The sequence below is a fragment of the Desulfosudis oleivorans Hxd3 genome (assembly GCF_000018405.1).
Taxonomy (GTDB): Bacteria; Desulfobacterota; Desulfobacteria; order Desulfobacterales; family Desulfosudaceae; genus Desulfosudis; species Desulfosudis oleivorans.
In genome coordinates this window covers 2,172,969-2,193,874 of sequence record NC_009943.1, presented here as the reverse complement: position 1 = coordinate 2,193,874, position 20,906 = coordinate 2,172,969, and the positions used below count along the sequence as shown (strand labels likewise).

Sequence of the window (20,906 nt, the reverse complement as noted above, 5' to 3'; positions counted from 1 at the left end):
ATGATGAATGATGAATGGCGAACTACCTTATCCGTCACCGCCCCTGCCCGGTGACCACCACCCAGGCCGTCTTTGCCAGGATTTTAAAATCCAGCCACAGCGACCAGTTGTCAATATACTCCAGGTCCAGCTTTATCCACTCTTTAAAGCTCAAGTCATTCCGCCGCGGCGTTATCTGCCACAGGCAGGTAATGCCCGGCTTCATGGACAGCCGCCGCCGCTGATCTTTGCCGTACTTTACTATCTCTTCCGGCAGGGGCGGGCGGGGCCCCACCAGGCTCATGTGCCCCACAAACACATTAATCAACTGCGGCAACTCGTCCAGCGAGGTCTTTCGTAAAAAGGCGCCCACCCATGGTGTTACCCGTGGATCGTTGCGTATCTTGAATACCGGCCCGTCGCTTTCGTTTTTGTCCAGCAGATCTGTTTGTATTTGGTCCGCGCCGTCTATCATGGTGCGAAATTTATACAGCGTAAACCGCCGGCCGTTCTGGCCCACCCGTTCCTGTTTATAAAATACCGGGCCGGAAGAAGAGAGCCTGATGGCAATGGCAATTATTCCAAAGGGCAGGGCGCATGCCAGCAGGCCCAGGCCCGAGGCAATAAAGTCGAATATATTTTTCAATTCGATAAACGGATTATGATCCGGCGTGGTGTTCAGGACCAGTGTGGGCAGGCCGAAAAGTGCCTCTATTTGCAGGGTTCCCATCCGTGGTGTAAGTCCCAGGCGTCGCAACCCCCATTCCGGCATAATATGCACCAAAACACCCATCTGTTCGGCCGTGTGGATATATTCGCCTGCGTTTGGGATGTTTCGCAGGGGTTCGGCAAACACCAGTTCATCCACCACATGTTCGGTCAAAAGCCGCTCGATATCCGCAATATCGCCGATAACAGGCACACACACACCGCCGGCATGACCCAGCCCTATCTCGCCATCTTCCGGCCCTCCACCCCCGTCACCCCCCGGCCTCTTTTGTTCACCATTATCCGGCTTGACGCCTCCCTCGTCATCCACCCCTTCGCCAGCCGACAAACACCCCATCACCCGGAAGCCGGCCCCTCGCTGTTGCTCAATAGACCGGGAAATTTCTTCGGCTCTTTGTCCGCGTCCCACAATCAGAACGTTGCGGAAGTTGTATCCGCGTTTACGCAGGTTTTGCAAAAGAGTGTAAAGCAACCACTTGCTGCCCACCAGCAGGGTCACGTCCAGCCCCACAAACAGGCCCAGAAAAATCCGGCTGACGGTCTGCTCTTTTATGAGAAACAGCATCACCACCATCAGCATCACGCAAACAGCCACACTTCGTAACACATTTAGAAAAATTGAAGAAAAAGGCCGTCTGCGATAGGGACGATAAATACCGGAGAACCGGAACACCACATACCAGATAATGATGCACAGCAGCAGCAGGGTGTAATAGTTGGGTTCCCTACTTAACCCTCTCCAGGGTTCAGGCAGCAGATACTGCTTGATACCATAGGCTGAGATAAACGCCGCTACCGTCAATCCCAGGTCCCAGCCTTGATGAATTCGTTGCAATATCTGATTGTTTTCTCTCAGCATGGTTCAGCGCACCTCAAATCAACTCCAAATCCGCTACCTTCTCGTCATTACCCAACTTGTCCGCCCACGCACCCGTCATTACCCGATAAAATGAGAAAGATGGTCTCCTTTGAGGCGGCAGCCTCAATATGTTAGTGATAATGCTTTCCACAGACAAACACTAACAAGAAAGGAGACCATGATGGACGATACCATTTACAACCATTACATTGCAATAGACTGGGCAGCCAGCAATATGGCCATTGCGCGAATGACGAAAAAATCAAACAAAATAACTGTGATCGACGTACCATCGGACATTGAGGAATTGAAGCTTTATTTAGACCGGTTAAAGGGGACCAAGGTTCTGACCTTGGAGGAGACGACGACTTCTCAATGGTTGTACACGGAACTGAAGGAGAAGGTGGATAAGATCGTAGTGTGTGATCCTCACAGAAATAAGTTGTTAAACGATGGTCCTAAAAACGACAAAATTGATGCGTCAAAGTTGGTGCAATTATTGAGGGCCGGCCTCCTGAAGGAGATTTTTCATACCAACGATAATTTTTTACTTCTTCGCCGTCTCGTCAGCGGTTATGAAGATTTGGTTAAAGCGGGGGTGCGATTGAAAAATCAGCGGTACTCGTTGCTCAAAGCCTGCGGCAATCAGGAAGTTGTTGGTGAAAATGCTTTTGTGTTGGGCTGTTTAAACCGGCAGATTGGGCTTTATGAGGAAGAAAAGTCCGCTTATGAAAAAGAGTTTTTGCGTCTGGCCAAAAAATACCCGGCGATAAGGCACCAGAAGAGTTTACCGGGGATTGGGGATATTAATGCCGTCAAGGTTGTAGCACGTGTAGTATCGCCATTCCGGTTTGCGGACAAGGGGCACTACTGTAGCTACGCGGGTCTGATCAAGCATGAGAAGATAAGCGGGAAAAAGAGTTATGGTAAACGCACGCCTCGATATTGTCGTCAATTAAAAGATGTGTATAAGACCGGTGTAAGTGCGGCCATTGGCGGGAATAATCCGATTAATGATTATTATGAATATTTGGTAGCTGGGGGCGAACCCGAATATGACGCCCGACACAAAGCCTGTCGCAGGTTAGCGACGTTAAGCTTGGGGGTTTTTAAAAGCGGGGAAAAATATCAGCCTTATAAAAGGAGTCGCCAAACAGATAACGTGACCGTGAAATAACCAGGCCTGTAGACCTCTCTTGAGCCGATGGTTTCATCATACTGGATGATGGTCTGTGCAGGTGAGGGGAAAGAGCTCAAGTCAAGCCGTAAGACATCTGCTTAAGCGGATGATGCTTTGTTTACCCGATTAGCCTCCCCTCTATTCCTGGAATTTATCGTAACCCATTCTCTGCAAGCAGAGATAGAGAGTTCAGATAGGCGGATAAGGAATACTGGATAAAGCAAGACCGGAAAAACCGCGTTACGTTACCTCGGCGAAAAGACGATGGTTTAAAGGCAAGGCGGAGACCGTGAGCAAAAAACGATTTTTGTTAAGGGAGAAGTGTTTTTTGTTGACTCACTTTCTCATAGGCGGCTTGTCCGGGTAATCCAGCATAAAATTGATCCGCCACCACTACCACATCCGTCATTGCCGGACTTGATCCGGCAATCCAGTGTAAAATTGATTTGTTTCCTTATCCATACGAAACGGGGCCAATTTATTCTGGACCCCCGGGTCAAGCCCGAGGGTGACGGCCCACGGAATCATCACTCATCATTCATCATTCCTGTTTCCCCCACCTATCCGCTTAGAACTCTTTCATACACTTCAATCGTCTGCCTGGCAATTTTATCCCAGTTGTATTGTTTCGCAAGCAGGTTTCTGAAATGATTCTTTTCATCAACCGTCAGATCTTTATCCCAAAGGGCTTCGATCTTTTTTTTCAGGTCCGGCGCATCCCCACACCGAAAAAATCGTTCCTCAGGCAGGTCCACCTCACGGTTGGCCGGAATATCCGATACCAGCACCGGCAGGCCGTAACTCATGGCCTCCAGCAGGGCAATGGGCAGCCCTTCATGAAACGATGGCAACACAAACAGCCCGGCGTGGGAATAGACCTGGTTTAACGCTTCCCCGGTAATGTAGCCGGTGCTCACAATCCGGTCATCCCCGGCCATCTCTTCTTTCAGGTTCCGGCTGTAGGTGGTTTCATGGTCGGCGTCTCCGGCAATCACCAGCTTGAAATCTCCCCTAATCTCTTTAAACGCCTTTACCAGCAGGTCCAATCCTTTTTCCGGCACAAACCGGGCCACAGCAAGAATATAGCGCCCCGGCGAAACGCCGATGGTTTCAAGGTAATCGGTCTTTTCCGTTTTTTCCGGCAGCCGAACACCGTTGTAAATCACATGGCAGGGCCGGCGGCATTTTTTTTGAACAAGGGTTTCAATGATTCGGGATATGACAATCACTTCATTTGCAAAACACCCGCCCAGCCATTCCCCCAGGCGCAACACCAACTTAGCCGGTTTATTCCATTTCTGCCGTTCATAATCCGGGCCGTGGTGGGTCATCACCACCCGCATGCCAAGCAGGCGGGCCAAGGGCACCATCAGGCAAGGCCCCACGGCATGCACATGCAGAATATCCGGATTTACCTGCCGCGCCTTTAAAACCGCCAGAAAGGTATGCACAGCCGCTTCCAGGCTCTTTTTGCGGGGCGCATAGAGATGTATCAGCCAAACCCCGCCCCACGCCGTAACGCCGGGATCGTTCACATAGCTTTTGCGCGTGGCCACAAACACATCGTGGCCCTGCGCGGCAATCAGGGGATACAGCTCCTGGCAATGTTTTTCAACACCCCCCGATATGTCCGGAATTCCGCGTGTGCCTGTTACAAAAATTTTTATTCTGCCATCGATCATTTAACCCTTAACCGCTTTTTCTCAAATCCCCCTGCCGCGGATCCTGGCCCACGTCAAAAAACGGGGCATGCCCGTCAATCGGCCTGCCCAGCAGGCACTTAACCTTGTTTTTCAATATCCAGGGTGCGATCTTTTTTACATATTTGTGCATCACCGGAGAGGCCGTTCCCACCATCCAGCAGTTCTTGGGGCAGGTGCGTACCCTGGTCCGCACCTGGTCGGCCTTTTCACTGAGCCATATGCTGTCAAATGACCCGGCCTGCCGAATATTGCCCATGCTCTCTTTCCAGTATTTTTCCTCCAGGCCGTTGCAGGGGTAAACCTCTCCATAGGGATCAATAAAAAAGTTCATGGTGCCGGCCTCGCAGGGCAGCATCCGTTTTTCCCGGTTGATATACCGGATCATGCCCAGGTTGAACAAGGCCCGGAACCAGGACTTGGGGCTGTTTTCCCGCATCTGCATATTGGCCAGGTTTCGAAAATTTTCACACACCTCCTCCACATTGGTGATCTTGTTGTCATCTTTATGAAAATAATAGGAGTTGTGAAAGGCGGCCGTGGCAAACTCCAGCCCCATGGATTTGCCCAGCTCATACAGCCACAGCATATCTTCAGAGTTGTGGTTGGATACGGTAATACCGAACCCGATGTCTTTTACACCGGCCCGCTTCAGCCCCAACAGGGTTTTTACCCCCCGGTCAAACCCGCCGTCCCGGCCCCGCAGCTCATCATTTTTCCGGCTCAACCCCTCAATGCTGACCCGCACCCCCACATTTTTAAATCGCGGCACAGTCCGCAATATCCGTTCATAATGCCACCCGGACGTGGACACCACGATTCGCTTTGCCTTGGGCGACAAAACGCTGATAATCTCTTCCAGGTCGTCTCTCAGAAACGGCTCGCCGCCGGTGAGGTTGATGAATTCAAAGCCGGCCGGCAGGATCTTGAGCTCCTCGGCCGTGATTTCCCGAGCCGGGTCAGAGGGGTTCTGCCAGATATTGCACATCTGGCACCGCATCTGGCAGCGGTAGGTGAGAATAATGCAGGCGTCTGTGGGAAATTGAGTCGTCTGATTGCTCATTGATGCAAATTCTTCCATTTGGCGGACGATGGAAAAGCACCCCTTTAGCCCGGATATTTCATGAAATATTCGGGCTAGGTTTCAGTATCTTTCTATGTGTCTGGCATGCACTCATATTGAATCAGGCTTTCATTGTCCGGCCGGACCCGGCCGGACAGCCTCGCCATCCAGTACTTTATAAGATAACAGCCTAGAACTGAAATAGATGCAAAAAATAATAAAAAAGACGGGGTTCTTTTTTTTTCTTTTTTTAACCTCTGGAAGATCAGCCTGACCGTAGTATATTGACACCGCAGATAGGTTCCAATCGCCTTAAAGCTATCCGGGAATGGCTTCATTTTTTTCTGTGTAATCCGTAATCCGGCTTCACGAAGAAGTTTTTCCAGGGTATGCGGGCTGAAGTGCCACAGGTGCCGAGGAACTTCCAGCTGCCGCCAGGTGGCCCGCAGCAGAAATGATTCAACTGAATCAAAATTGTGTACCTCGACAAACAGGGTGCCGTCGTTTTTCAGAATCCGCCGGACTTCCCTCAAGGTCTCCAGGGGTGAATAAACGTGTTCCAAGACATGGTTCATTCGGATGTAATCAAAAAATTCACTTTCGAAACCAGCCTCCGTAAGCCTGCCTTGAAATATAGAAAGCTCCATCCGACGGCCGGCCGTGACTGCCCCCGAGTCAATTTCCACACCATAAACATCGTGCCCCAAAAGCCTCTGGTGATACAGCCAATTTCCGCTACCACAACCCACATCAAGGACCTTTTTGCCGGAATTCGCCATTTCGGTAGATTCTTTATTGGCCGGGAAGGTTTGATACGAATAGTATTTGCTGCCGTAATACGCTTTGATATTTTTCTCTGGGGGCCGAGGATTTGTGTACACCAGGCCGCACGAATTGCACCGGACAATCGGAAACCATTGCAAGCTGATTTTGATATCAAGCGCCGGATAAAGCGTTGTATAGTCGTCCGCCCCGCACAGCGCACAGTGCGTGAATTCCTTTTCTTTTTTCCAAGTATTTCCCATTTCTCTATGTTCCCTGCTGCAAGCCACACCTAACGTTATTTCGCAGGACATTTTTGCTGAAGGATTATTCCTGTCAGTTGATGGTACATCGTTTCTGGACAAAGTTCCTTTTTATAAAATGTTCTGGCATGCCCGCCGGCAACCCTGACCATCTCCTCATCCAGGGAGGTAATGATATTTCGCAAGGACGCGAACCCATCATAAAGGATGATGAAATCGTCTTTTCCTCGACCGCTCATCCAATCCGACCAGAATGTATTTTTCGACATAATAATCATTTTCCCCGCCTGCAACGCCTTTAAAATCACAAGTTGTCCCGAAATAACCCGCGGATCGTTAAGGGGGATAATGACGGCACTGGACTCCAGCAGCAGCCTGTCAAAATCATCTCCATAGGCACCGGTAACAAAGTTTACGTTGGGAGGCAGTGGCTTCAATGAGGCCTTATCCGCAGCGGTCCCGGCAATGGTTATTTTTACGGCTGGTTCAGCTTCTGCCAATTCCCGAAGTTGCCTATAATTCCTGTTGGAGACACCGCCGGAGAACAATCTTTTTTCGGTAGGCAATTTATCAAGGTTGTTTTCAATGTAAGCGGAGGGCTGCTGGTAAAAATGAACAAAATCCCGGTAAATAGTATGAATATGGTTATACAGGTAATCTTCCTTGTTAATAAAAATAACGCTTAAAAAAATTCCTGAATTAAAGGCATTTAAAAAGAGTTTGGTTTTGATCCCATTAATAATACGATTATTTGATTTTTTGTAGATAACATAAAAAAGAACGGTCGGTTTCTTGTAAAAAGGCCACAACAATGTCAGCAGATAATAATATATTCCGATATATTGTTGCCAGATAAAAACACACTCAAAATTTTTTCTTCGCATGACTCCATAAGCAGCCATAATAAGATATTGTAAATGCCTGAGCAAATGCCGACGGCCCGTAAGGTGCCCCAACTTTTTACACCTTTTTGTAATATTGATATTGCTGGCAGCCATTATGTCAATAAATTTTTTATCAGGATTGGCGTCACCGATGAAAAGAAGTTTCATGGATTTTCTCCAGACCGTTCTCTCTGATTAGCGTCTGACGGTATCGTTGTGATTCAATTGACGGGCACGGCCATAGCACTCCAGCAGTCGCCGGTAGTAAACCGTCGGCTCAGCCTGTTGCACTACGAAAGCCCGTCCATTCTTCCCCAATTGGGAAATCCTGGTATTGCTGTTCAGCATTAAATTTATTTTTTTCCGCAAATCATCCACATCCCCGGAAGTGAACGTCAACCCGGTTTCCCAGTCCTGCACCAGCTCTGGAATCCCCCCGATCCTGGCGCCCACCACAGGCTTGCCCAGGGCAAACGCTTCGATCACGACCCGTGGGCTATTTTCATACCACTCCGAAGGGATGGCCAGGAACATTGAGTTCCGAATTTCATTGTGCAAATTCTGACCGGTTCGGTATCCGAGAAAAACCACGTTGCCGATGTTTTCGTTTTTAACCTTTTCTTCCAGGTTTGCTTTCAGCGGCCCGTCACCGATGATTTTCAGTCGTACGCCATGAATGTTTTTAACCGCATCAATCAGGGTTTCCACGCCCTTTTCATGGGAAAGCCGCCCCACATAAACAATGCTTTTTTCCCGCCACTCAAAGCAGGGCACAAAACCGGACACATCCACGCAGTTGGGAAGATAGGCCACCTCGCCTTTCAGGCCCATTTCTTCCACTTTGTTTTTTAGAAACCGGCTGGGCGAGATATAAAGATCGATTTTGTCATAAATATGCAGCATCCGGTGGTGAAGGTACATCTCCGCCACGTTCACCATGCTTTTAAACAAGCTGCCCTTGGTGCAGCGGTTGAGCCCGCAATGGTAAAACCGGCCATTTTTGCATTTTTCGCAAACCCGACCATTGCAAAGCATAGTGTAAACAGGGCAGACCATCTTGTAGTCGTGCATGGTCATCACAGTGGGAATGCCGTGTTTCTTGATTACATCCAGAACACTGGGGCCTAGCTGGTGTGCGAAGTTGTTCAAGTGCACCAGGTCCGGCTTTGTTTTTTCCAGCAGGGCCGCCATTTTTTCTCTGGCCTCAAATGAGTACAGAATGTTCATGGCGGTTCTGGCTTTACCACCAGGGCCACCCGCGTTTTCATAATTCACATGAGAAACAAAAAGGTCTGCAAAAGGCCAGGGCGGGTTGTCCGGATGATCCATGCCCCAGAAAACCACCTCATGCCCATGGGCCTCAAGAATCCGGCCTGTGTCCAGGGTGCTGATGGCATCGCCACCTTTGGCAAAGAGAAATTTATTAACCAGAAGTACTTTCATGTTTAAAGCAGCGGCCTTTCGGAAACCGATAGTAAATTCAGTTGATTTTTATTTTATCTCCTTCAAAAGACCGGTGTAAGCTTCCACCATTTTTCCCAGTGTAAAATTATTGCACACCCGGGTCCGGGCATTGGCCCCCATTACCCCGTGGCTTTGATTTTTCGCCATGTTGTATAAATGCCCGGCCAGGGTTGTGACGTCACCTTTTGCATAGATAAAGCCGGATACGCCATGTTCAACCTGTTCTCTGGCGCCGCCCAGGTCGGTCATCACCATTGGCCGGGCCATGGCCATGGCCTCCAAAGCCGCCATGGAAAAAGTCTCCACTTCATGAGATGTCAGGGCCATGCAGTCGCAGACGGCAATATAAGGCCGCACATCATGCTGGAAGCCCGCCATTTTGACTGAACCGCCCATCCTATTGGCATGGATGTGTCGCTGAATATTCTTTTTCAGCGGCCCATCCCCGACGACAAGGCCTTTGATGTCCGGGTTCTGCGTCCGCGCCAGTTTGATGGCGTCAATAAAATCGGTGTGTTTTTTCTCCGGCCGCAGAGCGGCGCAGATGCCGACGACAAAATCATTGGCATGAAAGCCAAGGGACTGTCTGAGTCGCAGTTTTTCTTCCGCAGAAAAGGTGTCGGAGAAGTATGCCGTATCAATGCCGTTGTATATATATGTCGACACAGCGGGCTGTATGGAAAATTTTTTTACCCAGTACTCCATCTGGCTCTTGCAGACAAATATCGTTTTTTTACACCGGTTCATCAGGTGCCGGTACAGATAGATATTTTTTATTCGGATCCACGCATCCGGTCTGTGTGTGGTAAAATGCAATACTTGGACAATCGCCGGCCGTTGGCGACCGGTCAGACGGCAGATAAAGGCATAAAGCATGGGATAAGAGTCTACACAGACAACAGCATCATATCGGTGCGAATGTATCAGTTGACGAAGTTTTTTTACAACCCGCAGGTCCAGTCGGTGTTTACGGTAAAGACACTCCAGCACAGTCAGTCGCGATGCATCGACCTGGGGCAACAGGCTGTTTTCGTTATCGAGATATACCAGACCTGTTTCAAAAATATTTTTATCCAAGCTGTTGACCAGGGTAATGGTCTGTTTTTCCGCGCCGCCCATGGCCAGTGAATTCAGGATAAAGAGGATTTTTTTACGCATGTCAGACCAGCCGGTTGATGATGGCTTCATATTGAGGAACCACTGCATTCGGGGAAAAGTGGTCCAGGTAGTATTGCCGGTACTGTTCCCCTGAGGTTTGTCGTTCGCCCGGTGTATTCATCAGGTGGGCCACGTTGCGGGCCAGTTCTTCCGGCGTGTTTACATAAATGCCGGGTCTGTTGTCATTGCTGCCTGTAAACGGGGAAAAGAAAGAGACCGTTGGCACACCCCTGGCCCAGGCCTGCAAAAATGTGTTGGGAAATCCTTCCTGCAAGGATGTGTTCACAAACAGGGCGGCCCGGTCAAACGCTTTTTCCGTTTCATCCAGGGGCTGAAACCCGAGAAAGTCCAGGTTGTCGTGTTTTTCCGCCTGTTGCCTGATTGCCCGATAATAGTCTGGTCGGGACGGATCGGCTCCGCCAATCATTATGAAACGGTGCTCCGGCAGGGCGCCGGCAAGGTCGAGAAACAGTTCCGGGCGTTTGAAAGGCCGCATGGTGCCGACCCATAAAATGGCAGCTCCTTTATTTTCGGCCTGTTTTTTCGGCATGGGATAGAAATTCGGCACCAGAAAGGGGGCCGCGGAATAGTTTCTGGCGCAGTCTTTTTCCTGCTGCCCGTTCTGTACAATCACTGCATCCGCCCTTTGTAAGCCATATCGAAAAAGCCACCTGTCCCTGGCATGGGCCAGCAGTTCGCTTCCTTTTACAAAGTCTGAATCATGCGCCCCGGCATAGACAAACTTTTTTTTGTGCCGCCGGGCAAACAGGCAGACAACACCGGTCAGGTAGGCGGCGGTACGCTGGTAATAGATATCGGCATCCGCCTTTTGCATGGCTTTCCACAGGGATGAAATATTGGGGTGGAAAAAACGGACAAACGGGATACCCTGGCCTGGCTTGACGGTTTTCAGAACGCGAATGCCGTCTATGGGCGCATTTTCCGCCTGTCCAAAATCAAAGGTGATCATGGTAACCGGGTAACCCCGGTGCGCCAGCTCCCTGGCCAGCAGCACCTGCTGAAGTTCGGCCCCTCCAATGGCCTGCAAGCCCGGAACCTCGCAAAGGACGGGCCATGCCATTGGTGCCACAAAACAGATATGGGGTTTAGTCGCCATTTGGAAAAGGGGCCTCTTTATATTTACCGGCAGAAAGGTGTAACCGAAAATAATTAATCAGCAGTGCGATGATGGGAAACATGTACATGTTATGACGTGAAGGGAAAAAGTCTCTTCCGGATATGGTGCCCACCAGGTAGGTGATCAGACAGGTGAAAAGCGCCCATCCCGTCGATGTGTCGGCCTTTTTTGCCAGAGACCACGCCTTTTTTAAAAATACAGTCAGATAAAAGACAAACAAGGAAAAAACAATCAATCCACAGTCGAGGAAGAGCGCCAGGAATGCATTATGGGCTGTGTTTACCTGGAATATCTCCCTGCTCAGGTAGGCGTTGCTTATGAGTATTGAATAGAGTCCACGGCCAAACAGTAATGCAGAGGGGTCGCGAAGCCGCTCTGTTATTAATGGCAGCCAGATTTTATCAATCCTGCCCGTGAAGATGGCGTTCGGATCGCCCGTGTCAAAACCGATCAAAAGAACGCGCTCAAGAAATTCCGGCAGCCAGAACAAAAAAAACAAAACCAGAATACAGGCAAAAAAGGCCATGGCTTTCCAGTTTTTTAAACAATAGAGCAGCAAAATGGTGCCGCCCAGGAAAACAGCAATGGTGCTTCTGGACTGAAGCAGCAACACGGCGATTCCTGCCAACGCATAATTTATTAATGGGAAGGGCCGGCCTGTCAGCGCCCGTAGTGCAAGAAGCGGGGTGCATGCGATATAAATACTGCCGATGGCGTTATAATGAACATTAAAAAAAAAGCTGATCGCATCTCTGACATATATCCGGCTGATAGTGATTTTGTCTATATTGGCAATAGATATAAACAGAACCATCCAGGATAATAAAAAAATTGCAATGCATATCATATCAATACACCGGTTGATCTCTTTTCCCGTTTTAATATGCTTGAGCACATAGACAAAAGACATCGTGAAAAGGGCCGGGCGGATAAAAAAGGTCAGCAGGTGGTTCACAGACGACCGGTGAAAATTTTCAGGAGAGATCATATTCAGCAAGGGAAGATGGTCAATCGACCGTATTACCGTAAACGCAAACAGGGAAAGGTAAACACAGAAAAACCAGACGGCTCTTTTCTCGAGCGCATCTTCGGTGCGAAACAGTGCGCCGTGATGGAAAAAAAGCATCAACAGCAGAAACGCGGCAATCAGGTTAAAGGGTTTGGCACCGGTGATACCCATGAGGTTTTCTGCCAGTAATGGCGAGGTATGATAGGGGAGCAGCAGCAGAAAAAGGAAAAGGAGGTTTTTCTTCTCAGTTATACCGAGCCATAACACAAACGGCAGGATACCGATTGCCATTCCCAGGCTGGGTTTTAAAACCAGCAGAAGACCGATCAGGCATGCCGCTCCCATGAGCGCTGCACAGCGTATTGAAGATTTACTCAGGCGGTAGATGCGGCAGGTCGTCATTACTGACTTTCCAGGTGTGAAATTACTGGCCGGTATTTACCCGTCGGATTGACGACGAAATCCTCTTCCATATTAACCGTGATGGTGACTTCATTATTGCATGCTTCGTTAATTTTCCGGAGCAATGGCTCGATATCATCCAGGACGGCGCCCTCCTGAAGCCGTAAACGGAGCTCGATATGATCGATACGGTCCTGAATGACCTGCCCCAAGGTGATCTGGGGATAATCTTTGAAAAAATGGGGAAACAGTTCGCCTGGAATCAATCTACCGGAAGGTGTTCGAATAATATCCAGAGTTCTGCCGACAATCTCCTTGAGCAACAATAAATTTCTGCCGCAGGCACATTTTTGGATTGAAAATTTTCCCCTGTCTCCAATTCTATAGCGGATAAAAGGGAAAGCAAGATTTTCCAGGTCTGTCACCAGAATATCCCCTACACCATCCTCATCGGGGTTAATGATTTCGATAATGTGGCGCTCCATGTGAACATGAAGGCCGGAATGGTTGGCACATTCGTGGGCAATATTACCCATTTCCCGACATCCGTATCGGTTGTAAAGATTCCGGGAAACTGTATCCTGAATAACAGTCCGCTGGAAATCATAAAGCACGCCGGCGGATGATATCGCCGCCGGAAGGTTCAACGGCGCTTTCCCGCTCTTTTTTAAGTAACTGGCAAATTCATAAAGAATGTTGGAATAAGATTCCAGCAGGAAAGGTGGGTTGCTTAAAAACAGGCCATGCTCTCTTTCAAAAAGGGCCGGGCCGGCATCAAATGCATTGATGGTTTTTTGATTATACAGGTAGCCCCATATTTTTGCCTTTATCCCTGCAGTTGCGGATTGAACATCCGTGGGCGCACCCCACAATTTTACATGGGGGTATCCCGGTTTCATGCCGCACCAGTTCATTTCTCTTACACGGATAGCAGCGGCAAAAATAAGGTCATGATGTGAGCGATAGAAACGCAAAGGGGCCCCACTGGAGCCACCAGTGGCGTTTTGGGTGATTTTGTTTACTGGATACTCCCGGTTTAGCATATCCTTGCAATGGCGGTGGACGGTAGCCCTTTCCAGCACCGGCAGGTTCGCAAGTGTGTCCAGGTCGATTTTTTGTGGGTCAAGTCCAGATTGGACAAAAAGGTTTTTGAAATAGGGCGATGTTTTAGCTGCATTTTCGCAGAGGCGGCAAAGTTTCTGCCGCTGGATATTGTAAAGCGCATCCAGTGATGCAAATTCGCTTTTTCTCAGTTCCCCTGCGATTCGGGATATCTCCCTGTGCCACCTATTGAAACGACCCCTGATTGGATGGAGCAACCTGCCTATTATCAACGGTGGGAACATATTAGCTTTCCGGGTGTTTTAAAATAGTATAAACAGCCGCTCTACGATAAGGGATATTGAATTGATCAACGATTTTTTCGTTTTGGTAGTCTATTTTAAGCAGGGAAGAGGGCATGAGTTGGTGGGCTCTGCCTTTTATAATTCCCTTTGCATACTCCTTAAATTTGGAGTGTCTCAGGGCCGATACCCCCAGATACGCATATCCGCCGTGAATCTCCAGTCCGCGGGTCCAGCCGATACCGCTGTCTGCATATGAATTGACATTGTAGTTTTTTTTAAGCCGCAGGTTGTTGCTGTCAAATTCAAGCATGTGACCGTTCACTGTGGTAAAGAACACGGAATCCTCTACCACCTTGCCGTCATGACACCCGACATCCACAGGCATGGAGATTTTTTGGGATATATCCCAAAGGGCCACTGCGTCTCTTTTTTGAAACCGTGTCACCCAGAGTTTTTCATTAAACAGGCAGATATGGTTGATGTGGGATTCATGAGGCTTTGTGTTGGGTATCGCCCGATAGTCTGTTTTGTCTGAAAACCGTTCCCATGTTGGTGTGTCCGCCATGCTGACCGTTTGGATTATACTGCCGTTTTTCAAGAGTTGGACCGCTTCCAAGCCGGTATTGCACAGGTAAGTGTAGTTATCATCAACAAATACTCCATGCAAATCGTTGAAGGATGGATGGGAAACAACCTGTTGCAGCTTCCAGTTGTTAAGGTCATATCCCAGGAGTTCTGTATTGGTGACCACATAATAGCGGTCTTTAAAAATACAGGCGCCTTTGAACATCCTGCTGATGCCGGGTCCCAGGTTTTCCGGTGGCGGTTCGTAGGCGATCTCTTTGATGACTTTTTTTCTCTTCCAGTCAATCACCAGGATGATCGCTTTTATAAAACGGCGCCCCTCCTCCAGAGTATCAATATTTTTATGAGGGATGCCCATGGAAAGGATCAGCATTTACTTTCTCCCTACCACCATTCGCTGTGCCTGCTCTTTTTGCGCTTCGCCAAACAGATAAAAATCGTCTACGGCTTGCCCAAAGGCAACGGTTTCCCCCCTCGTAAAGTTTGAATACACCAGTTTTTGATTTAAAAACATGAAAGGGAAAAGCAGGACGCTATAAAAAACAATGGGCAAAGAGGTCATCCATCGGGCGTCATATAAAATGGCCTTACGTTTTTCATTGTCTCCTCTGGCCACATTCCCTTTAACAACATGGCTGTGTGTGTTCCCTGGAACAAGCATGTCCGGGTGATATGCGATCCCAATGAATCGACAGATTTCTTTTAACATGACTTCAGGGTACAGGGCTATTTCTTCATAGCCCATTAATTTATATTTCAAGTTATTTTTTTTAATATATCTCAATTGCCCCAAAGTGGTTCTTGTCCATTGGAGGCCCAGCCTGAAAATATTTTTTTTCAGCCGGCTGTGTCGGGAATAACACCATGATCTAATATCCCTTACCAGAAGAATTATTTTCACATCATGGTTTTTGGCGAGTGCTGTTACGTGATCTGAAACAATTTTGGACGAATCCAGCAGGATCATATCCGGCCCGTACTTGGCCTGGAAATAATCAATGAGTGTTATGTACTTCTTCGCCAAGGAACGTTGACTATTCACCATCAGGAGCTCTTTTGCACCTTTCCAGAAATCGCACTGACTAAATGTTTGACCGCATGAGCATCTCAGGGAGTTATAGGTTGTCTCAAGTTCATCAGCCGTCGCCTTAAGAACCTGAAGCACCTCACCCAGTCCGACAATCTGTTCATTGCAACCCATCGCCATGTCGAGGATGGTCGACCCGGAATGTCCAAGACCGGCGATATAAACAATTTTCATTTTTTCCCCCAAGGCCACAATAATTGCAACTGTCGGGCCATTTGCCTGCTACCCTCTTTTGACGGTATTTTCGGGTTATCAAGATAGTTTAAAATACGCTCAAACACTTTTTTATAATCGGAACTCCTCAGCGACAGCATGTCGGCTTTTTCATAAACATTGTCTATATTGATGTGCAAGTATCGATGGAAGAAGGACCGGCCGTATTTAACAGCATCACCGCATCTTAAAAAATATTTTATTTCGCAGGCCGTGTTCGGGACATCAACCAGAATGCCGGCGGAACTGTTGTGCCATTTCCTTTGTTTTATAATTCTTCTGCGTGTCGGGTGTCCCCTGTCTGTATAGTGGGTCGGCAGATCGATATCCGGGAAAATAAAATTACCGATATTATATGCGATCAGACCGTTTTTGTATGTTTCCACAGGCTGAAGTGTATGGGCATGGTGGCCGATCAGGACATTGGCTCCGGCATCAATAACCGTTCTGGCCAGTTCAACCTCAGCTTTACGGGGGTAGTTACTGTATAGTCTGCCCCAATGCAGATTCACAATAATACGGTCACAACTCCCCCTGATAGCCGCTATGTCTCGTTTAATGCGGTCAGCGTCTAAAGGTGCAGGAGTGTACTTCATTTTGAATCCGGAATCCACCTGACCAAAATATGCATTGTAGCAGTATCCCAGCAATGCCGTACGATGACCGGCGATGTCCAGAACAAGGGGATTATTATGGTTGTTTTTTGGCGTGCCGGCACCGAAATAACCAATCCGGTTGTTTTCTAAAAAATTTATCGTATCTTCAAAACCCTTCACTCCATAGTCCATGATATGGTTGTTGGCAAGGCAGACCGCCGTCGGCAATGGATCAAAAGTTTTTTTTAAAAAATCGCCGGATGATTTTAAAACGATTTTATCTGGAAGAGGCTTATCGTGCTCGGTCAGCGGAGCTTCCAGGTTAAAAACAAAAGGGGTATCAAGAGAGGGAATCCGGTATGGACGATCCAGATAAACATCCCCGAGAAAAAGAATTGAGTTGCTTGTTGTCATTTGTTGAATGTCCGGCCTTTAAAACGAAAAGGGATATATGCAGTGGTTCTTCCAAATTTTATTTTATAGAAAAAGAGCACGGTGAAATTCCAGAATAATATGCCGGTGATTGTTGAAACGGCAGCTCCGACCATTCCAAAAACCGGGATAAAAATAAAATTCAGTACAATACAGAGGAGGGAAGCACATGCAATGATATTTCTCAATACTTTTTGATGTCCGGTCATATTCATGAAAATACCGGTGGAGCCGCACGCGCCATTGATAAACTGGCCGGTGACCAGAATAACCAGAACCCAATAGGCTACCATAAAATCATCACCATACAGGAGGGATAACACCGGCCTGCCCAGCACGATCAGAAAAACCAGTATGGGCGTAGTGGCCCAGAAGATAAGCTTGGCCGATTTCTGCGCCACATAAAAAAGTTCATCGGTTTTTCCGGTATGAAAAAGTTCAGAGAACTTCGGGGCTGCCATAGAATTAACGGCCTGAAACACAAATGCCGTCAAGGTCGCCAGCTTGACGGCTGCGGAATAGTAGCCTACATCCGCTTCGGGGCGGTAAATACCCAGCATGATAACCCCGATCTCTTTTAGAAAAAAAAACATGCTGGCGGTCATGAGCATGGGCAGGGAAATGTTCAGGATATCCTTTATTGGCATGGGGTGAAGAATATCCTGGGGGGATGCTTTTTGTTTAAACGCCCTGTCCATGATCCAGACCCCGGCAAGAGCGGTAATGGCAATGGAAGCAAACATGGCATAGACAGGGTTGTCCGGATGAAAGCAGAAAATGGTGATGGGGATCAGAATTGCCAGCTTGGAAAGGGAAGGCAAAACCTGCATGAACGCAAAAACCCGGATCAGGCGAACTCCCCGAACAGCCTGGGTGTTGAGGTTGGCCAGGGACTGGAACACAATAAACAGCGCGGCCAGGGCAAAATAAAATTGGAGATGGGGTTTGGAAAAGACCCGGTCCGCGATAACGCCTGAACCCAGAAAGAGCAGGGCACTGGTGATAAGCGACACGCCGGCCACAAAATACTGGGTTTTGCGGTAGACCCTGAAGGCGGCGGTGGGAGAGTACCGGGCCATGTATTCCGGAATCAGGCGCAGGATGGAGGTGCCTGTGCCCAGGACCGTGAAGATAGTGGCCAGCATGAGAAAGGAGTTGAGTACCGCCACGATGCCCATGACCTCGGCTCCGTAGAACCGGGCGACGATGATGCTGGTCGCAAGGCCAATGGCAGTGGCCAGTACGCGGGCCGACAACGCCCAGACCGATCCGGTCAGGATTTCGGAGAACCGGGTGTCGGAAGTTAGTCCGACACATTTTTGCTTTACATAAGAGATCATGTCTAAAAAATTTTAAAACAGTATTATTTATCGGACATAGCCAAAGGCTTGTAAGGCTGCCCCGGCATGGTATAGTATTGTTTTCTTGTCTTCCGGGTTTAATCGTTTGATCTGATTCTCATTGGCATCACTGACAAAATGGTTTCCGATTTTATCCAGATCATACCAGATTATTTCCTTATAGGGTTTGTTTTTGAAAACATTATGGGTCCCGTTGGCGCCGATTATTTTTGTGGCTTCCAGCCGCACCTTTTTTAATTTTTTTATATCCAGCCGTGCAAAAGAGAAAACCTCCGTAAGCGTTTCCTGCGGCCTGGAGATCAAGTCTTCGTAACGAATAATCTTATAATTTGCCAAATTTTCAGCGTCGTGAAGAATCTGATCGCAGCCCGCCTGGTAACGACGGGCAATCTCTTCCGCAGTGGCCTGCCTTCGTCGAATATGGCCTTCACATATTGCCAGACCGTTACGGATAAGGGCGATGAAAGTAGCGTCCGGGTACATTTCGGAAAATTCCCGGGACAGAAAAATCAGCCCATTGATGTTTTTACACAACAGGCGGGCATCGGCGATTTCGTTTAAAGTGTAGGGCACGTTTTCAGTTTTATAATAGTTCTGATTTTTGCCCCTGGCTTTAAGTTTTTCGTCATATAGAATCCGGTCAATTCTTACCCGGGTTGTTTTTTTAAATGGTTTACGAAGCGCCCAGCAGTTTTCATCAAAAATATCTTGTCGCTCTGAAACAAGAATCGGAAGATATCGGAGCCGCTTACCGACTACCGTGCCGGGCGGTTCACCATCCCACCGGTGCCGGAGCAAAAAATCACGGAAAGGTCGGCCCTTACCCTTGAACACCTGCTGCATTTCCCCCCTTGGGGAGCAGATATCGGGATGAGAGCGCAAAAGGTTCAGCAGGATATTGGTACCGCCACGGGTAAAACCGACAATAAAAATTGGTTGCAGGTTTAGCATTATTGATTCTGATCGACTTTGGGAAATAGTATGTTTTGCCTTTCCACAACCCCTTGTTCAATAATTTTTTTAGCCTCCTGATACCACCCCTCACAGTAGCCACCAAAACGGTCCGCTAGATTTTTTAGTTGCGCCAGGTGCCTGGAGGCCAAATAAAGGCGAATTGTCGGGTTGAATAGCTGGATGGGGCTTTTGTTAATCTGCTTAGTAATAAATGTCCCGGCACAAGGCGCAATACCTAGAAAGCGACAAAGCCGATTATAGAATTCATGAGGGGTTTCAACTAATTCTTCAAAAAAACAATATAAAATCTGATCTGTCGGGAAAAATTTTGAGTAGTGTTCGATGGTTCTCAGATAGTCTCCTCTTAAAATCATTTCGTCCCTGTCAAAATATTTGATTGAATTTACATTGTGGCCATGTTCGGTAATATTATAACGGGCAGCTGACCAGTCTCGATAGATGGGGTTGCGCATTATAAAAATGATTTTCATGCCAGGGTTCATGTCCCGGATTTTTTGAACATCTTCTTCACGTAAAATGGAATAGGCAGGGGTGATGTCTCCTTTGACCTTGTATTTTCGTTTGGTCGCAAAAAGGTTGGGATACCATTGATCATTGACTGTTAAAAAAAAGTTTGAAAAAAAACGGAACCGCTCAGTATTGACAGTTAAGATACTTTTTGCCAGTGCCCTGGCGATTTTAATATTTCGGGTCCGGTTTTTCTTCTTCATCAGCCGAGTAAATGGGCTGGGGGCCGCCAAGTAGTTACTTGAAGGATAACTTGGGTCCCGGTCAAAAAAATGGATCTCCTTCATGGGCAGAAATACGTCCGGATGGGTTTCCAGTACTTTTTGCAGCCAGGTAGTGCCGGCTTTATGGGCGCCTATACAAAGAAAGTTCGGACCGTTCATGAGTTGAGCCATTTTACGGGTTACGTGAATTCATTGTTTTCGCGGCATTCCGGTTAGAAAGGCGTGGGAAACTTTTGGGGCTCGTCATGGGGAGACCACTTCTGTGTTTCTCCTTCGCCGGGCCATTCGCTTCTGGGCGGGGGGGCCTCCTTGTTGGGGTCCCAGGTGGGCCGGCCTTCATCGGGCCACTCTTCCCTGGGCGGCGGGGTTTCCGCGTTAGGGTCCCAGGTGGGTTCTTCGGTGTCCGGCGGTTCCACGCTGGGCTGTTCGCTATTCATCAGCCGTTCCATCAACTGGCGCTCAAATTCGGCCTCTGCCGCGGATTGGGCATTTTCCGGAACAGTGTAGGGGGGCCAGGCCATGGCAGACACTTCCCGGCTGGCCGGGCTTTCCCCGTGGGCGTTGACGGCGGTGACGATGTAGTAGTAGGTGGTATCGCCGGCCAGGCCGGTATGAATATAGCGGGCGTCGGTACAGGTGATTTTGTTTTTGTCCGCCTGCGTTACCGGACTTTGCGTGGCCCAGTAGATATTGTAGGCGGCCGCTTCAGCCACGGGTTGCCAGGTCAGGGTGATCTGCCGGACCCCAGGAGAAGCGGTAACCATGGCCGGGGCTGAAGGCCGGGATGCCGGATTTTTTTCAGCTTCTTTATTTCTCAGTGGCGGAAAGATCAGAACGCCGGCGATAATAACCGCAAGCACGATGCCGAGGATGGTGATTTTTTTCATGCCTTTCCTCTGTTTGTATGGTTGCAGATCAAAATAAAACCGGTAGCTTGCCAGTTATAGCGAACTGCCGGGGATGTGTCAATTCTTTCAGGACAAAGGGACC

18 protein-coding genes are annotated in these 20,906 nt (G+C 48.5%); 1 reads left to right on the top strand and 17 read right to left on the bottom strand.

Going from position 1 to position 20,906, the window contains the following annotated elements; genetic code table 11:
* Positions 1 to 34: 34 nt before the first annotated feature.
* Positions 35 to 1,567 carry a sugar transferase gene (locus DOLE_RS09300; protein WP_012175229.1) on the bottom strand — a complete coding sequence of 511 codons (1,533 nt, stop codon included), beginning with the start codon at positions 1,565 to 1,567 and terminating at the stop codon, positions 35 to 37.
* Positions 1,568 to 1,748: 181 nt separating this feature from the next.
* Here DOLE_RS09300 and DOLE_RS09295 point away from each other — a divergent pair, with 181 nt between their 5' ends.
* Positions 1,749 to 2,744 carry an IS110 family transposase gene (locus tag DOLE_RS09295; protein ID WP_012174904.1) on the top strand — a complete coding sequence of 332 codons (996 nt, stop codon included), beginning with the start codon at positions 1,749 to 1,751 and terminating at the stop codon, positions 2,742 to 2,744.
* Between the two features lie 563 nt (positions 2,745 to 3,307).
* Here the strand turns inward: DOLE_RS09295 and DOLE_RS09290 are convergent.
* From DOLE_RS09290 to DOLE_RS09215, 16 genes are all read right to left on the bottom strand, one after another.
* Positions 3,308 to 4,429, bottom strand: a complete 1,122-nt coding sequence (locus DOLE_RS09290; RefSeq protein WP_012175228.1) for a glycosyltransferase family 4 protein — start codon at positions 4,427 to 4,429, stop codon at positions 3,308 to 3,310.
* Positions 4,430 to 4,436: 7 nt separating this feature from the next.
* A complete protein-coding gene (locus DOLE_RS09285; RefSeq protein WP_041281020.1) occupies positions 4,437 to 5,510 on the bottom strand; it encodes a radical SAM protein in 1,074 nt (357 codons plus the stop codon).
* A gap of 92 nt (positions 5,511 to 5,602) precedes the next feature.
* Complete coding sequence (locus DOLE_RS17375; RefSeq protein ID WP_012175226.1) at positions 5,603 to 6,535, bottom strand: class I SAM-dependent methyltransferase; 933 nt, start codon at positions 6,533 to 6,535, stop codon at positions 5,603 to 5,605.
* A 35-nt stretch (positions 6,536 to 6,570) separates the two neighbouring features.
* Entirely contained in the window at positions 6,571 to 7,587 is a 1,017-nt protein-coding gene (locus DOLE_RS09275) for a hypothetical protein (RefSeq protein ID WP_012175225.1), read from the bottom strand.
* Positions 7,588 to 7,614: 27 nt separating this feature from the next.
* Complete coding sequence (locus DOLE_RS09270; protein WP_012175224.1) at positions 7,615 to 8,862, bottom strand: glycosyltransferase family 4 protein; 1,248 nt, start codon at positions 8,860 to 8,862, stop codon at positions 7,615 to 7,617.
* A 48-nt stretch (positions 8,863 to 8,910) separates the two neighbouring features.
* Positions 8,911 to 10,002: a glycosyltransferase gene (locus DOLE_RS18785; RefSeq protein WP_408623526.1), complete on the bottom strand. Its 1,092-nt coding sequence runs from the start codon at positions 10,000 to 10,002 to the stop codon at positions 8,911 to 8,913.
* A 40-nt stretch (positions 10,003 to 10,042) separates the two neighbouring features.
* Positions 10,043 to 11,158 (bottom strand): glycosyltransferase family 4 protein, encoded by a 1,116-nt coding sequence (locus DOLE_RS09260; RefSeq protein WP_012175222.1) that lies wholly within the window; start codon positions 11,156 to 11,158, stop codon positions 10,043 to 10,045.
* Entirely contained in the window at positions 11,148 to 12,590 is a 1,443-nt protein-coding gene (locus DOLE_RS09255; protein ID WP_012175221.1) for an O-antigen ligase family protein, read from the bottom strand. The genes DOLE_RS09260 and DOLE_RS09255 overlap by 11 nt, the downstream gene beginning before the upstream one ends.
* A complete protein-coding gene (locus DOLE_RS09250; protein WP_012175220.1) occupies positions 12,590 to 13,936 on the bottom strand; it encodes a phenylacetate--CoA ligase family protein in 1,347 nt (448 codons plus the stop codon). The genes DOLE_RS09255 and DOLE_RS09250 overlap by 1 nt, the downstream gene beginning before the upstream one ends.
* Before the next feature lies 1 nt (position 13,937).
* Positions 13,938 to 14,894: a hypothetical protein gene (locus tag DOLE_RS09245; RefSeq protein WP_012175219.1), complete on the bottom strand. Its 957-nt coding sequence runs from the start codon at positions 14,892 to 14,894 to the stop codon at positions 13,938 to 13,940.
* Complete coding sequence (locus DOLE_RS09240) at positions 14,895 to 15,782, bottom strand: sulfotransferase (protein WP_012175218.1); 888 nt, start codon at positions 15,780 to 15,782, stop codon at positions 14,895 to 14,897.
* Positions 15,779 to 16,831 carry a CapA family protein gene (locus DOLE_RS17365; RefSeq protein ID WP_012175217.1) on the bottom strand — a complete coding sequence of 351 codons (1,053 nt, stop codon included), beginning with the start codon at positions 16,829 to 16,831 and terminating at the stop codon, positions 15,779 to 15,781. Before DOLE_RS17365 ends, DOLE_RS09240 begins: the two co-directional genes overlap by 4 nt.
* Positions 16,828 to 18,189: a flippase gene (locus DOLE_RS09230; protein WP_012175216.1), complete on the bottom strand. Its 1,362-nt coding sequence runs from the start codon at positions 18,187 to 18,189 to the stop codon at positions 16,828 to 16,830. Before DOLE_RS09230 ends, DOLE_RS17365 begins: the two co-directional genes overlap by 4 nt.
* Before the next feature lie 27 nt (positions 18,190 to 18,216).
* Positions 18,217 to 19,161, bottom strand: coding sequence for a sulfotransferase (locus DOLE_RS09225; RefSeq protein WP_083766566.1), 945 nt, complete (start codon positions 19,159 to 19,161; stop codon positions 18,217 to 18,219).
* Entirely contained in the window at positions 19,161 to 20,075 is a 915-nt protein-coding gene (locus DOLE_RS09220; RefSeq protein WP_041280468.1) for a sulfotransferase, read from the bottom strand. The genes DOLE_RS09225 and DOLE_RS09220 overlap by 1 nt, the downstream gene beginning before the upstream one ends.
* A gap of 53 nt (positions 20,076 to 20,128) precedes the next feature.
* Positions 20,129 to 20,803 carry a fibronectin type III domain-containing protein gene (locus tag DOLE_RS09215; RefSeq protein ID WP_012175213.1) on the bottom strand — a complete coding sequence of 225 codons (675 nt, stop codon included), beginning with the start codon at positions 20,801 to 20,803 and terminating at the stop codon, positions 20,129 to 20,131.
* Between the last annotated feature and the right edge of the window lie 103 nt (positions 20,804 to 20,906).

What these genes read in the sequence shown, in the direction of transcription:
- DOLE_RS09300 (WP_012175229.1), bottom strand. Translation starts at nt 1,567, where the DNA reads ATGCTGAGAGAAAACAATCAGATATTGCAACGAATTCATCAAGGCTGG.
- DOLE_RS09295 (WP_012174904.1), top strand. Translation starts at nt 1,749, where the DNA reads ATGGACGATACCATTTACAACCATTACATTGCAATAGACTGGGCAGCC.
- DOLE_RS09290 (WP_012175228.1), bottom strand. Translation starts at nt 4,429, where the DNA reads ATGATCGATGGCAGAATAAAAATTTTTGTAACAGGCACACGCGGAATT.
- DOLE_RS09285 (WP_041281020.1), bottom strand. Translation starts at nt 5,510, where the DNA reads ATGAGCAATCAGACGACTCAATTTCCCACAGACGCCTGCATTATTCTC.
- DOLE_RS17375 (WP_012175226.1), bottom strand. Translation starts at nt 6,535, where the DNA reads ATGGGAAATACTTGGAAAAAAGAAAAGGAATTCACGCACTGTGCGCTG.
- DOLE_RS09275 (WP_012175225.1), bottom strand. Translation starts at nt 7,587, where the DNA reads ATGAAACTTCTTTTCATCGGTGACGCCAATCCTGATAAAAAATTTATT.
- DOLE_RS09270 (WP_012175224.1), bottom strand. Translation starts at nt 8,862, where the DNA reads ATGAAAGTACTTCTGGTTAATAAATTTCTCTTTGCCAAAGGTGGCGAT.
- DOLE_RS18785 (WP_408623526.1), bottom strand. Translation starts at nt 10,002, where the DNA reads ATGGGCGGCGCGGAAAAACAGACCATTACCCTGGTCAACAGCTTGGAT.
- DOLE_RS09260 (WP_012175222.1), bottom strand. Translation starts at nt 11,158, where the DNA reads ATGGCGACTAAACCCCATATCTGTTTTGTGGCACCAATGGCATGGCCC.
- DOLE_RS09255 (WP_012175221.1), bottom strand. Translation starts at nt 12,590, where the DNA reads ATGACGACCTGCCGCATCTACCGCCTGAGTAAATCTTCAATACGCTGT.
- DOLE_RS09250 (WP_012175220.1), bottom strand. Translation starts at nt 13,936, where the DNA reads ATGTTCCCACCGTTGATAATAGGCAGGTTGCTCCATCCAATCAGGGGT.
- DOLE_RS09245 (WP_012175219.1), bottom strand. Translation starts at nt 14,894, where the DNA reads ATGCTGATCCTTTCCATGGGCATCCCTCATAAAAATATTGATACTCTG.
- DOLE_RS09240 (WP_012175218.1), bottom strand. Translation starts at nt 15,782, where the DNA reads ATGAAAATTGTTTATATCGCCGGTCTTGGACATTCCGGGTCGACCATC.
- DOLE_RS17365 (WP_012175217.1), bottom strand. Translation starts at nt 16,831, where the DNA reads ATGACAACAAGCAACTCAATTCTTTTTCTCGGGGATGTTTATCTGGAT.
- DOLE_RS09230 (WP_012175216.1), bottom strand. Translation starts at nt 18,189, where the DNA reads ATGATCTCTTATGTAAAGCAAAAATGTGTCGGACTAACTTCCGACACC.
- DOLE_RS09225 (WP_083766566.1), bottom strand. Translation starts at nt 19,161, where the DNA reads ATGCTAAACCTGCAACCAATTTTTATTGTCGGTTTTACCCGTGGCGGT.
- DOLE_RS09220 (WP_041280468.1), bottom strand. Translation starts at nt 20,075, where the DNA reads ATGAACGGTCCGAACTTTCTTTGTATAGGCGCCCATAAAGCCGGCACT.
- DOLE_RS09215 (WP_012175213.1), bottom strand. Translation starts at nt 20,803, where the DNA reads ATGAAAAAAATCACCATCCTCGGCATCGTGCTTGCGGTTATTATCGCC.